Source organism: Roseateles terrae (genome assembly GCF_014192155.1).
In the GTDB taxonomy this organism is placed as follows: Bacteria; Pseudomonadota; Gammaproteobacteria; order Burkholderiales; family Burkholderiaceae_C; genus Roseateles; species Roseateles terrae.
Genome location: NZ_JACHXO010000007.1, coordinates 26312 through 38739, shown reverse-complemented (window position 1 = coordinate 38739; position 12428 = coordinate 26312). Strand labels below are relative to the sequence as shown.

The window sequence follows — 12428 nt, the reverse complement described above, 5'->3', positions numbered from 1 at the left end:
AAGGTCCGGTCATGAGTGACTCCCCTGCAAATCCGCTGCCGCTGCTGAGCAGCATCGACAGCCCGGCCGACGTGCGCCGCCTCTCCCGCAGCCAGCTGCCTCAGCTGGCGGACGAAGTGCGCAGCCATGTGCTGGACAGCGTGTCCAAGACGGGCGGCCATCTGTCGTCCAACCTGGGCACGGTGGAGCTGACCATTGCGCTGCATTACGTCTACGACACACCGCGCGACCGCCTGGTGTGGGACGTGGGTCACCAGACCTACCCGCACAAGATCCTGACCGGCCGCCGGGATGCGATGTCCACACTGCGCCAGCAGGGCGGCATCTCCGGCTTCCCGCGCCGCGACGAGAGCGAATACGACACCTTCGGCACCGCCCACTCCAGCACCTCGATCTCCGCCGCGCACGGCATGGCGATGGCGGCACGGATCAAGGGCGAGAGCCGGCGTGCGGTGGCCATCATCGGTGACGGCGCGATGACGGCCGGCATGGCCTTTGAAGCCCTGAACAACGCCGGTGTGGCCCATGGCGGCCTGCTGGGCGACGTGCTGGTGATCCTGAACGACAACGACATGTCGATCAGCCCGCCGGTGGGGGCGCTGAACAAGTATTTCACCCGCCTGATGAGCGGCAAGTTTTACGCGGCGGCGCGCGAAGGCGCGAAATCGGTGCTCAAGCACACGCCGCTGTATGAGTTTGCACGGCGTTTTGAAGAGCACACCAAGGGCATGTTCGTGCCCGGGACGATCTTCGAGGAATTCGGCTTCAACTATGTTGGCCCGATCGATGGGCACGACCTGGATTCCCTGGTCCCCACGCTGGAAAACCTGCGCGACAAAAAGGGCCCGCAGTTCCTGCACGTGGTCACCCGCAAGGGGCAGGGCTACAAGCTGGCGGAGGCGGATCCGGTCAAGTATCACGGCCCGACCCCGTTCAATCCCGCGGAAGGCATCAAGCCGGCGACCACGCCGCCCAAGAAGACCTTCACCCAGGTGTTCGGTGACTGGCTGTGCGACATGGCCGAAGCCGATCCAAAGCTGGTGGCGATCACCCCGGCCATGCGTGAAGGCTCGGGCATGGTGGAGTTCCACAAGCGATTCCCGACCCGTTATTACGACGTCGGCATTGCGGAGCAGCATGCGGTGACCTTTGCGGCCGGTCTGGCCTGTGAAGGCCTCAAGCCGGTGGTGGCGATCTATTCGACCTTCCTGCAGCGCGGCTACGACCAACTGATCCACGACGTGGCGCTGCAGAACCTGCCAGTGCTGTTTGCGCTGGACCGGGCGGGCCTGGTCGGCGCGGACGGTGCGACGCATGCGGGCAATTACGACATCGCCTTCACCCGCTGCATTCCCAACATGAGCGTGCTGACGCCGGCGGATGAGAACGAATGCCGCCGCGCGCTGTATACCGGCCACCTGCACAACGGCCCGGTGACGGTGCGTTATCCCCGCGGCGCGGGCGCCGGTGAGGCGATCGCCAAGGAGATGGTGGCATTGCCCTGGGGCAAGGGCGAGATGCGCCGCCATTCGGCACAGCCGCAGACCCATGGCCGCGGTGCGCCGCGCGTCGCCATCCTGGCATTTGGCACGCTGCTGTATCCGGCACTGAAGGCAGCCGAAGCGCTGGACGCCAGTGTGGCCAACATGCGTTTTGCCAAGCCGCTGGACACCGAGCTGGTGGCCGAGCTGGCCCGCACGCATGATGCGCTGGTGACGATTGAAGACGGCTGCATCATGGGCGGCGCGGGCAGCGCCGTCATGGAATCTCTGCAGGCGCAGGGCTTCAACCTGCCGGTGCTGCAACTGGGCCTGCCGGACACGTATGTCGAGCACGGCGAACCGGGCAAGCTGATGTCGCAGATCGGCCTGGATGCTGCCGGCATCGAGCGCTCGGTGCGTCAGCGCTTCCTGAATGTGGCGGAAGTGCGGGCGGTCGCGAACAAGTAAGGCTCGCAGTGTGCCAGGGGAAGGACGGATGTCCGTCTCGTGGCGCACCGCTGATCCGGCCTCGTCAGCTGAACACTCACCCAAACGTCATGCTTGGCGCGGTTGACGCTGCTTCCGCGCTGCCGCCAACCGGTCCTTCAAGGCGGTGACGACCTTGTCGGCCGGCACGGCGTCACCCTGTCGCTCTGACCGCTCGATGGCAAGGAGCCCCCGTTGAATAAACGCCTCCTGGTTTCGGCGTCGCTCCACCTCGGTTCGGACCGCCTCCTCGACAAGACTGGCCATGGTCTCGCCTGGTTTGAGCGCCTGCTCGATCTCTTCGCGGAACAGTTGCCCGACACGAATGGGGGGGATGGTTGCGCTTTTCATCCCTTCAATGTCTCGCGTTTGCGATACGACTTCAAAACTCATGATGACCTCCAGCGCGGCGGGTTGCGACTGCCCACTCTGTACGTCGCCATGCAACGCAGGTTCCCGCGGCGGCGATGTTTTCAGGTCGCTGTCTCCGACGGTTCAGATGAGCTCGCGACCTCATCCAGCACCTCCCTGACTGCCGCGATGAAATCGTCCGCCAGGGCCTGCCTGGGGCGGTGCAGAGGGCGCAAGACCTGGATCCGGAACGGCACCGGGATCGAGAAGCGGCGCACCACCAGACCGGCCGCGCCGGTGAGCGCCGCACCGGCGCTGTGACGACCTGAGGCTGGAGACGGAGTGCCCGCCTCCGTCGCCTGCGACGCACACGCCCAGGCCGTCAGCGGATTGACCAGCGCAATACCCAGCCCCTGCTGCACCAGCGCGCAGACCGCCATCGCGCTGTGGGTCTCGATCTGCATCCGGCGCTCCACATTCGCTTCGCTGAAGATCGCATCGAACTGTCGGCGGTAGGGGTCGGCGGCGGCCAGGCTCACAAAGGCCTGCCCCTCAAAATCCCGCGGCTCCAGCACAGGCCTGGCGGCCAGCGGATGGTGTGCGGGCAGCACGGCCACTTCGTCCAGCTCGGCGAGGATCTCGCTGGTGGTGCCCGGGGCGCTCTGGCTGGCGGAACCGCCGCCGCTCCCGGCGGCGCCACGGCTGCGGCCGCTCCCTCCAGTACCGCGGCCGTCGCCGCTTCCTTCGGTACCTCTGTCGTCGCCAGCATCGCCGCTCCCGCTTCGGTTCCCGCCCCGGCGCTCGCCGTGTGCCCCGCCGGCAGCGTCTCGCCAGTCCCCGGCGCTTTCACTCAAGCCCACGTCAAAACGCTGGGCGCTCATCCATTCTTCCAGCAGCGGGGACTCCTGCGGGGTCAGCGAAAGGGACGCCTGGGGGTGTCGCTGCAACCATCGCGCGCTCGCAGCTGGCAGCAGGGCCTGCGCCAGTGCGGGCAGAGTGAGCACTTCCAGCCGCTCGGTTTCGGCCCGGCCGAGCGCCTGAGCCCGTGCGATGACCTGGTCCAGGCCCTGATAGACCCGTTGCACCTCCTCGAACAGCGCCAGGGCCCGCGACGTGGGGCGCACTCGCCCCGGGCCGCGGTCGAACAGCGGATACCCCAGCAAACTCTCCATCCGCGCCACCTCCCGGCTGATGGTCGGCTGCGAGGTGAACAACAGCTCGGCGGCGCCTGTGACGCTGCCAGCGGTCATCACCGCGCGGAAGACTTCAACGTGTCGATGAGAGAGGGGCATGGCGTGGATAGGGCGTGCGGACGGATTGAGTGGCCCACCATATCAGAAGCGAATGGCGTATCAAAAACAAAGCATTTGAATGAATGATGCCGATGCCCGATGCTTATCGGCATTCCCCTGCCAGCCGATCGCCTGATCCCACGCCATGCCGCAAGCCCTCACCCCCGACCGCGCCCAGTTCTTCCAGCAGCTCACCCAGCGCTTCGGCACCCCCTTGTGGGTGTACGACGCCCAGGTGATCCGCGACCGCGCCAGCGCGCTGAAGCAGTTCGATGTCGTCCGCTTCGCCCAGAAGGCCTGTTCCAACACCCACGTCCTGCGCCTGATGCGCAGCCTCGGAGTGAAGGTGGACGCCGTCTCCCGCGGTGAGGTGCTGCGCGCCCTGGCGGCCGGCTACACCGTGGGGCAGGGTGACGACGCCGTCCACTCCGACATCGTCTTCACCGCCGACCTGCTGGACCGTGAGACGCTGCGTACCGTCGCGGAGCACCGGGTGCCGGTGAATGCAGGCTCGATCGACATGCTGGGCCAGCTCGCGGCGGTGTCGCCCGGCCATCCGGTCTGGCTGCGCCTGAATCCCGGCTTCGGCCACGGTCACAGCAACAAGACCAACACCGGCGGCGAGCACAGCAAGCACGGCATCTGGCATGAGCAGCTGCCGCAGGCCCTCGCGGCCATCCGCACGCACGGCCTGCGCCTGATCGGCCTGCACATGCACATCGGCTCCGGGGTGGACTACGGCCACCTGGCGCAGGTCTGCGGCGCGATGGTGGACCTCGTGCGCCAGGTGCGGGACGCCGGCATGGACCTGAGCGCCATCTCCGCCGGTGGGGGCCTGTCGATTCCCTACAAGGTGGGGGAAGACCGCATCGATCCGGCCCACTACTTCAGTCTGTGGGACACCGCCCGGCAGCAGGCACAGGAGGTGGTCGGCCATGCACTGTCATTGGAACTGGAACCCGGCCGCTATCTGGTCGCCGAATCGGGTGTCCTGCTGGCTGAAGTGCGCGCCATCAAGCAGCAGGGCCGCCAGCACTTCCTGATGGTGGACGCCGGCTTCAACGAACTGATGCGCCCGGCGATGTACGGCAGTTTCCATGCGATGGACCTGATCCCCGCCGACGGCAGCCAGCGGCCAGCACGCCCCACCGTCGTCGCCGGTCCGCTGTGCGAAAGCGGCGACGTCTTCACCCAGGGGGACGGCGGCGTGGTGCTGACCCGCGATCTGCCCGAAGCCCAGGTGGGCGACCTGCTGGTCATTCATGACACCGGCGCGTACGGTGCCTCCATGTCCAGCAACTACAACAGCCGCCCGCTGATCGCGGAAGTGCTGGTGGAGGGCCGGGAGGCCCGCCTGATCCGCCGCCGGCAGACGGTCGAAGAACTGCTGGCGCTGGAAGATCTCTGAGCCCAGCGGGAGGGGCGATCGGGCCGGCCCCGGGTGAACCCCACCCCGGCCTGCGCTTGCACTTTCGCGTCGGCTGACCTATGAATGATGACTATGGGATGACGAAAACCAATGGTCATCCTCAATAGCCTACGGCAATAAGCCTCATTGGGGAATTCAACTCCACCAATGGGGATGCGCCCCTATGATCTCTCCATCCCATCAACCCAACAGCGAGACGAGAGATGTCCCTGATCAATACCCAAGTTCAGCCCTTCAAGGCACAAGCCTTCCACAACGGCAAGTTCATTGAAGTGACGGAAGAGTCGCTCAAGGGCAAGTGGTCTGTGCTGATCTTCATGCCGGCCGCCTTCACCTTCAACTGCCCGACCGAAGTGGAAGACGCTGCTGACAACTACGCAGAATTCCAGAAGCTGGGTGCCGAGGTCTACATCGTGACCACCGACACGCACTTCTCGCACAAGGTGTGGCACGAAACCTCGCCGGCCGTCGGCAAGGCCAAGTTCCCGCTGATCGGCGACCCGACCCACGCCCTGACCAACGCTTTCGGCGTGCACATCCCTGAAGAAGGTCTGGCCCTGCGCGGCACGTTCGTGATCAACCCGGAAGGCGTGATCAAGACCGCTGAAGTGCACGACAACGCCATCGCCCGCGACGTCAAGGAAACCCTGCGCAAGGTCAAGGCTGCCAAGTACGTGGCCGAGCACCCGGGCCAGGTCTGCCCCGCCAAGTGGAACGACGGCGAGAAGACCCTGACCCCGTCGCTGGACCTGGTCGGCAAGATCTAAGTTCTGCCCCCACACCCGGATTCGGTTGAGGATGGTCCTCACCCAATCTTTGCCAATGCAACACTCGTGGGCCCTTGCGGCCTGCGGGTGGGTGGCTGGCCGCCCTGAGATCATTCAATCGGATCGGAATGATCCAGGGAGGCCGGTTCTCAAAGTCGCTTAGCAGTTGATATCGCTTGAACTGAACAAGCAAGCAAGAAAGGACAAAACGATGTTGGACGACAACCTGAAGGCGCAGCTCAAGGCCTACCTGGAGCGGGTCACGCTGCCGTTCGAGATCGAGGCCTCGCTGAACGACTCTGAGAGCTCCGCGCAGCTCAAGCAGCTGCTGCAGGACATCGACGCGATGTCCGACAAGATCACCCTGAAGCTGGATGGCAACGACGCCCGTCGTCCCTCCTTCAGCCTCAAGCGTACCGGCTCCGAGCAGAGCCTGCGCTTTGCCGGCATCCCGCTGGGCCATGAGTTCACCTCGCTGGTGCTGGCCCTGCTGTGGACCGGCGGTCACCCGCCCAAGGTGGAGCAGGCCACGATCGACCAGGTCAAGGGCCTGGACGGCGACTACGCCTTCGAGGTGTACATGTCCCTGTCCTGCCACAACTGCCCGGACGTGGTGCAGGCGCTGTCCCTGATGGCGGTGCTGAACCCCCGCGTCAAGACGGTGATCATCGACGGCGGCCTGTTCCAGGACGAAGTCAATGCCCGCGAGATCATGGCGGTGCCGGCCGTCTACCTGAACGGCTCGCACTTCGGCTCGGGCCGCATGACGGTGGAAGAGATCGTCGCGAAGCTGGACACCAATGCCGGTGCCAAGGACGCAGCCAAGCTGTCCACCAAGGAAGCCTATGACGTGCTGGTGGTCGGCGGTGGCCCCGCTGGCGCCGCGGCCGCGGTGTATGCCGCTCGCAAGGGCATCCGTACCGGCGTGGCGGCCGAGCGTTTCGGCGGTCAGGTGAATGACACGCTGGCCATCGAGAACTACATCTCGGTGCTGTCCACCGACGGCCCGAAGTTTGCGATGGCGCTGGAGTCCCATGTGAAGGACTATGGCGTGGACGTGATGAACCTGCAGCGCGCCGACAAGCTGGTGCCGGCCACGACGCCGGGCGGCCTGATCGAAGTGCAGCTGGCCAATGGCGCCACGCTCAAGAGCAAGACGGTCATCCTCTCCACCGGCGCCCGCTGGCGCAATGTGAATGTGCCCGGTGAAGAGGAGTACAAGAACAAGGGCGTCGCCTACTGCCCGCACTGCGACGGTCCGCTGTTCAAGGGCAAGCGCGTGGCGGTGATCGGCGGCGGCAACTCCGGTGTGGAAGCGGCCATCGACCTGGCCGGCCTGGTGGCCCATGTCACCCTGCTGGAGTTCGGTGACCAGCTGCGGGCGGATGCGGTGCTGGTGAAGAAGCTGGAGAGCCTCTCCAACGTCACCATCATCAAGCAGGCCCAGACCACCGAATTCACCGGTGCCAACGGCAAGCTCAACGGTCTGAACTACACCGACCGTGCTTCCGGCGAAGCGCGCCGCGTGGAGCTGGAAGGCGTGTTTGTGCAGATCGGTCTGGTGCCCAACACCGAATGGCTGCGCGGCGTGGTGGAGCTGTCCAAGCACGGCGAAATCATCGTCGATGCCAAGGGCCAGACCTCGGTGCCGGGCGTGTTCGCCGCGGGTGACGCAACGACCGTGCCGTACAAGCAGATCATCATCGCCGCGGGCGATGGCGCGAAGGCGGCCCTGTCGGCCTTCGACCACATCATCCGCAACTGATGGACTGATGATGCGCTGTTGATGGGCAGCCGCGCCCAGCGGCTGTGGCCCGGATCCGCTGTTGTCCTTGGGACGACTCGGGCGCCGCCGCCTTCGGGCCGCGGCGCCTTTTGACGTCTGCAGCTCAGATGCGGACGGATATTGCGCTTCCAAAACCCCGCGACTCACGCCCCGGCCCTTCCATTGCGCCTGCGGCTCGCCATGATCGTCCGACGCCGATCGGGCGGGGTGGCCAGGAGCCAGGAATGTCTCGCATGAGTGGGGTGGTGCTGCTGATGTTGGCGGCGATTTGGTGGCTGTGGGCCGGAAACATCGAGCAGGTGATGCCGCCCGCTCGGGTGGTCATTCAGGCAGGTCCGACCGGCGGCTCCTTCGACACCCATGCCCGGGCTTACGCCCGCATGCTGGAGGCCCGCGGTTTTCAGGTGGAGGTGCGCAACCAGGAGGACAGCCTGCGCATCATCGACCGGCTGGAAGCGCCGGACGGCCAGGTGCAGATTGGCTTCACCGCGCAGCGGCTGAGGGCGGTGGACCATCCGCAGGTGTTTTCGGTCGGCGCCGTGGAGATGCAGCCGCTGTTCCTGTTCATGCGTCGCAGCCTGCCGGAGCCGGCCACGCTGGCGCAGTTGGCGGGCTTGCGGCTGGTCATGCCGCAACGCAACAGTGCCACTGCCCAGGCCACGACCGACGTGCTCCAGCGCTACGGTGTGACGCCGGAGAACACGAGCTTCACGCACAGCTCGCTCCGGCAGGCCGGAGATCAGCTGTGGGCCGGACAATTTGATGCGGGCTTCTTCATGGTGGCGCCCAACAACCCGCTGGTGGCGCGCCTGGCCGCCCACCCAGACCTTCGCATGGTCGCCTTCCCCGACCATCTGAGCATCGCGCGCAACCTCGATTACCTCAAGCCGGCCACTCTCATCAGAGGGGCGCTGGACCTGCGCGCGCCGCTGCCCGCCCGGGACGTGCCGCTGGTGGCCGCCACCGTCAATGTGGTGGTGCGGCAGGACATCCACCCCGCCGTGCTCTATGCCTTGCTGCAGGCGATGGAAGAAGTGCACAAGGGACAGACCCTGGTGTCAGACGCGGGCGATTTCCCACGGCGCAGCGGGACCGATCTGCCGGTGCATACGCTGGCGGTGGAGTGGAGCAAAAGCGGCACGCCCTGGCTCTACAGCCATCTGCCGGCGACGCTGGCCGGCATTGTCGATGCCTACTGGGCCCCGGCGCTGTTTGTGCTGGCGTCCGTGTCTGCCGTCGGCACCTTGCAGTCCCTCACCGGATTCATCGACGGCGTGGTGCTGGGCATTGCACTGCACTGGCTGGGCTGGCTGGAGCGGGGCGTCGCCCGGGGCCGCAAACCGGGATGGTGGGGACGCCACCTGTTCAGGATGGTGGAGTCGGTCTTCAACCGCAAGGGCCGCGAGCAGATAGCCCGGGACCGGCTGGAGCATCTCAGGCCGCACATGTGACGCGGGGCCAATGATGGGGAGTCGTGACGCAGAGGTGTGGCGCAGAGGTGTGACGAAAAGGTGTGACGCAGAGGTGTGACACAGCGGCCGCGCCAGGGGTTGGGTTGCGGCCGCTGCCCCTATCGCTGGGGCCGATCCATGCCGCCTTGCTGCCGTCGCCACAGCCCGTCAGCGCCGGTCCCGCTGCGCACCCGGTGCACGGGCTGGAATCAGCCGACGCAGGGCCGATACCGCCAGGGTGACCGTCTGGCGCATCGCGATGAACACCAGCACCACGCCACCCATCAGCCCGAGCCGGTCTGCGGTGGTGGGCAACTGCTCCAGCGCACGCAGGGTGACCGCAGTGGCCTCGACCACGCCGACCGCCGCGCCGAAGCCACTCGACAGCACCATCACGAAGAAGCATCGCACCAGCCCCGTCAGAAAGAGCTGCGCGCCGGCCGTGCCGCCGAGGCGCCAGTCCAGGACGGCCGGCTGCAACGTGTCCGCCACATACGCCGCGGCATAAAACGCGAGGGCCAGCGCCACCGCGGATTCCGGGCCGATGCCCCAGCGCAAAGGCGTTGCATGCAGCAGCACATACATCACCACAAACGCGGGTGCGGCGCGCAGCAGCGCAGTCACCGCGCCGGCGAGACCCGCGGCGGCCTGCCGCATCCATCGGCGTGAGGGCGCGGGGCTCGGCAGGTGGATCATGCCCAGCAGCACACCCATCGGAAGTCCGACGGTCATCGCATGCGCGGCCACGCTGAGGTTCACGCCCAGCGCCTGGACAAACTCCGGCGCAAACCGGGGCAGGACCTGCAGCAGTGTTGATTCCATGCGGATCCTCCTGATCCAGGCGCCATGACGGCATTCATGACGCGCCTGTTGTTGATGACGCTCCCGGCGCTCACGTCGCTCACGAGGCGCATCCGGCTCACGGCGGCACCGGCTGAAGACGCCGCTGCAGCCGATCCAGGGCCATCACCACCAGCGACACCAGCGCCATGTAGAACACCAGCAGCAGGCCAAAGGTGGTGGTCGATTCCGCCGAGAAGGACGCGATGTCGGTCTGCGCGGCCAGCAGCTCCGGCACGCCGATCAGCGAAGCCACCGGGCTGCCGCGTGTGGCGTTGGCCGCAAAGGACGCGAGCTGCGCCCGCGCCTGCAGGGCCGCCGCCAGGAGACCGGCCGGGCGCCCCGCCTGTCGCAGGTCGCGGCGGGCCTCCGCCACGGCCTGCCCCGCATTGCTGCCGTTGAACAGCCCGAGCACCACCACCGCCACACACCAGGCCTTGAAGGGCGTGACCAGGCCCAGGCTGCTGAGCAGCATGCCCGCGGCGGACATGAACAGCACCATCGGCGTGGACTGCATCACCAGCAATGCGGCGCCCAGCGGCCATCGCAGCCCTGCCCACCGGGCGGAGAGGCCGGCGCCAAAGCCCAGGGCGATCAGCACCGTCGCCAGCACCGCCCCCGCCACCAGGGCCAGCGAGTAACCGACCCCGCCGAGGAACAGCTGCATCGCGACCTGCGTCTTGAGCATCGCCAGCGTGATCTCGAGGCCCAGATGCTTGTGCAGCCAGGTTTCCACCTCCTGCGCCGCGCCCGCCAGGCCTGTGGGGGCCAGGCGGTTGTCCCGCGGTGGATCGATGCAGGCGGGGGTGTCCGGCGCCGACGCGGTATTGCAGGGCGGGGCGGACCAGCGCACCTGCTGGGCTGCCAGCCAGGGTGTGGCCACGCCATAGGTGCGGGCCAGGCGCAGCAAGGTGCCGTCACGGTGCAGCCAGCGCAGCTCCCGGGCCAGCCACTGTGCCAGCGATGCGCTGCGGCGATTCACCACGATGCCCCAGGGCAGCGGTGCAAACGACAGCTTCACCTCATGGCCCCTGGGAAGCACCGGCAGCAGCAGACTGTCGTCATGCGCCGCCAGGGGACAGGTGCCATTGCGGATCTTCTCGACCAGCCGTCCGGCGCTGGGGAAGAGCATCAGCCGGGCGCCATGCACCGCCAGTTCGGCGTTGGTCGAATTGCCGATGGTGACGCAGACCGTGCGCCCGGCCAGTGCATCCAGAGTTCGCACCTCATGCAGCTCCGACTGTTTGGGACCGATCACGACGGTGGACGACTCAAAGTAATGCGGCCGCACGAAGAGCGCCTGTTCATCGCGCTGCACCGTGTGGCCGGTGGTGGCGATCAGCGCATCCACGCGGTCTTCGCCGAGCACCACCATCCGGTCGGCGGCGCTGACAGCGACGAAGCGCACCTCCACCCCCATGCGCTCGGCGAGCAGCCGGGCCAGCGCCGGTTCGAACCCTTGGGGTCCGTCCTGGGTGCTCTGACCGAAGGGCGGATAGTCGGCCCGCACACCGATGCGAATTTCCTTGCGGCAGCGGATGCGCGCCAGGCTGTCGAGGTCCGGCGCACAGGCGTCCGTCGTCGCGGTGATGCGCAGCGGGTCCAGGTGAGGCGTGCGGTCGATGGCAGCGGCCGCCCAGGTCGATGAGGTCCAGGGCACAGCGAACACCATCAGCAGCGGCAGTCGCTGGACCATGGCGAGCGCCATGGACGCCATGGACGCCGTGGACGCCGCGGACGACCTTAACGCAATGAACGCCCTGAACGCCCTGAACGCCTTGAACGCGCAGAAATGGCTGCGTGCGCCGATGAAGCCGCTCATCGCGCTCACCCTGACTGCGCGTGACGGATCTCCAGCACGTCGAAGTCGGAGAAGACATAAGGCCCGAGGCGTCGCAGGCCCTGGCCTTCCCGCTGCTCGGCCCATCCGGTCGGCAGCACCTTGAGCTTGCTGGGCGGCATCAGCACGGTGACCGTCTGGCAGACCTGGGCCGTCAGACCGCAGCGGGCCAGTTGCTGGCGGGTGAGATCACCATCCAGGAAACGGCTGTGGGTGATCAGGGCCCGGCCCTGTGCGGTGAGCCGCTGCGGCAGTCCTTCCAGGAAGCGGTCGAGCACGCCGCGTCCGTCTGGACCGCCATTGCTCCAGCTGCGCAGCCGCAGCAGTGACGGCACATCGTCCACCACCGGCAGTTGCGGCGGATTGAAGACCACCAGATCGAAGGACTGCGCGCCCACCGGCTCCCACAGGTCGCCGCACAGCACCGATGCCACCGGCACACCCGCCGAAGTCAGCAGCGCGCGGGTGCGCTCCACTGCATCGGTTTCGATGTCCACGCCGACCACCTCACTTGCACCGGCCTGCGCCAGCGCGGTGAGCACCACGCCGCTGCCGGTGCCCAGCTCCAGCACACGACCGGTGCAGGGCGGTCGGGTCCAGAGCTGGCGCAAAAGCGCTGCGGTGTATTCCGAGGGGCGGAAGAGATCGTCGTGACACATGGATGGCAGCTCCGGCATGGGCTGTCATCCTGGCGCCCAAGGCCTG

10 protein-coding genes are annotated in these 12428 nt (G+C 66.9%); 5 read left to right on the top strand and 5 right to left on the bottom strand.

The window, feature by feature from the left end:
• The first annotated feature begins 11 nt into the window (after positions 1-11).
• Entirely contained in the window at positions 12-1949 is a 1938-nt protein-coding gene (gene dxs / locus FHS28_RS18040; protein WP_088454313.1) for a 1-deoxy-D-xylulose-5-phosphate synthase, read from the top strand.
• Positions 1950-2036: 87 nt separating this feature from the next.
• Here dxs and FHS28_RS18035 read toward each other — a convergent pair whose 3' ends face one another.
• Positions 2037-2360 (bottom strand): YlcI/YnfO family protein, encoded by a 324-nt coding sequence (locus FHS28_RS18035; protein WP_246410340.1) that lies wholly within the window; start codon positions 2358-2360, stop codon positions 2037-2039.
• A gap of 80 nt (positions 2361-2440) precedes the next feature.
• Positions 2441-3610, bottom strand: a complete 1170-nt coding sequence (locus FHS28_RS24680; RefSeq protein WP_310736812.1) for a LysR substrate-binding domain-containing protein — start codon at positions 3608-3610, stop codon at positions 2441-2443.
• A gap of 145 nt (positions 3611-3755) precedes the next feature.
• Here FHS28_RS24680 and lysA point away from each other — a divergent pair, with 145 nt between their 5' ends.
• The 4 genes from lysA (at position 3756) to FHS28_RS18010 (ending at position 9043) form a co-directional block, all read left to right on the top strand.
• Positions 3756-5018 (top strand): diaminopimelate decarboxylase, encoded by a 1263-nt coding sequence (gene lysA / locus FHS28_RS18025; RefSeq protein ID WP_088454314.1) that lies wholly within the window; start codon positions 3756-3758, stop codon positions 5016-5018.
• 224 nt (positions 5019-5242) lie between these two features.
• Complete coding sequence (ahpC, locus tag FHS28_RS18020) at positions 5243-5806, top strand: alkyl hydroperoxide reductase subunit C (protein WP_058934474.1); 564 nt, start codon at positions 5243-5245, stop codon at positions 5804-5806.
• A gap of 211 nt (positions 5807-6017) precedes the next feature.
• Positions 6018-7571: an alkyl hydroperoxide reductase subunit F gene (gene ahpF, locus FHS28_RS18015; protein ID WP_088454315.1), complete on the top strand. Its 1554-nt coding sequence runs from the start codon at positions 6018-6020 to the stop codon at positions 7569-7571.
• Positions 7572-7816: 245 nt separating this feature from the next.
• A complete protein-coding gene (locus FHS28_RS18010) occupies positions 7817-9043 on the top strand; it encodes a TAXI family TRAP transporter solute-binding subunit (RefSeq protein WP_184295150.1) in 1227 nt (408 codons plus the stop codon).
• A 168-nt stretch (positions 9044-9211) separates the two neighbouring features.
• On the opposite strand, the gene FHS28_RS18005 is transcribed toward FHS28_RS18010, so the two are convergent.
• From FHS28_RS18005 to FHS28_RS17995, 3 genes are all read right to left on the bottom strand, one after another.
• Entirely contained in the window at positions 9212-9865 is a 654-nt protein-coding gene (locus tag FHS28_RS18005) for a hypothetical protein (protein ID WP_088454317.1), read from the bottom strand.
• Between the two features lie 97 nt (positions 9866-9962).
• On the bottom strand, positions 9963-11591 hold the full coding sequence (locus FHS28_RS18000) for a transporter substrate-binding domain-containing protein (protein ID WP_184295146.1): 1629 nt from the start codon (positions 11589-11591) through the stop codon (positions 9963-9965).
• A 119-nt stretch (positions 11592-11710) separates the two neighbouring features.
• A complete protein-coding gene (locus FHS28_RS17995) occupies positions 11711-12382 on the bottom strand; it encodes a HemK2/MTQ2 family protein methyltransferase (protein ID WP_184295143.1) in 672 nt (223 codons plus the stop codon).
• Positions 12383-12428 lie beyond the last annotated feature (46 nt).

Bases quoted from the DNA above. Each gene is read 5' to 3' on its own strand.
- dxs (WP_088454313.1), top strand. From the start codon at position 12: ATGAGTGACTCCCCTGCAAATCCGCTGCCGCTGCTGAGCAGCATCGAC.
- FHS28_RS18035 (WP_246410340.1), bottom strand. From the start codon at position 2,360: ATGAGTTTTGAAGTCGTATCGCAAACGCGAGACATTGAAGGGATGAAA.
- FHS28_RS24680 (WP_310736812.1), bottom strand. From the start codon at position 3,610: ATGCCCCTCTCTCATCGACACGTTGAAGTCTTCCGCGCGGTGATGACC.
- lysA (WP_088454314.1), top strand. From the start codon at position 3,756: ATGCCGCAAGCCCTCACCCCCGACCGCGCCCAGTTCTTCCAGCAGCTC.
- ahpC (WP_058934474.1), top strand. From the start codon at position 5,243: ATGTCCCTGATCAATACCCAAGTTCAGCCCTTCAAGGCACAAGCCTTC.
- ahpF (WP_088454315.1), top strand. From the start codon at position 6,018: ATGTTGGACGACAACCTGAAGGCGCAGCTCAAGGCCTACCTGGAGCGG.
- FHS28_RS18010 (WP_184295150.1), top strand. From the start codon at position 7,817: ATGTCTCGCATGAGTGGGGTGGTGCTGCTGATGTTGGCGGCGATTTGG.
- FHS28_RS18005 (WP_088454317.1), bottom strand. From the start codon at position 9,865: ATGGAATCAACACTGCTGCAGGTCCTGCCCCGGTTTGCGCCGGAGTTT.
- FHS28_RS18000 (WP_184295146.1), bottom strand. From the start codon at position 11,591: ATGGCGCTCGCCATGGTCCAGCGACTGCCGCTGCTGATGGTGTTCGCT.
- FHS28_RS17995 (WP_184295143.1), bottom strand. From the start codon at position 12,382: ATGTGTCACGACGATCTCTTCCGCCCCTCGGAATACACCGCAGCGCTT.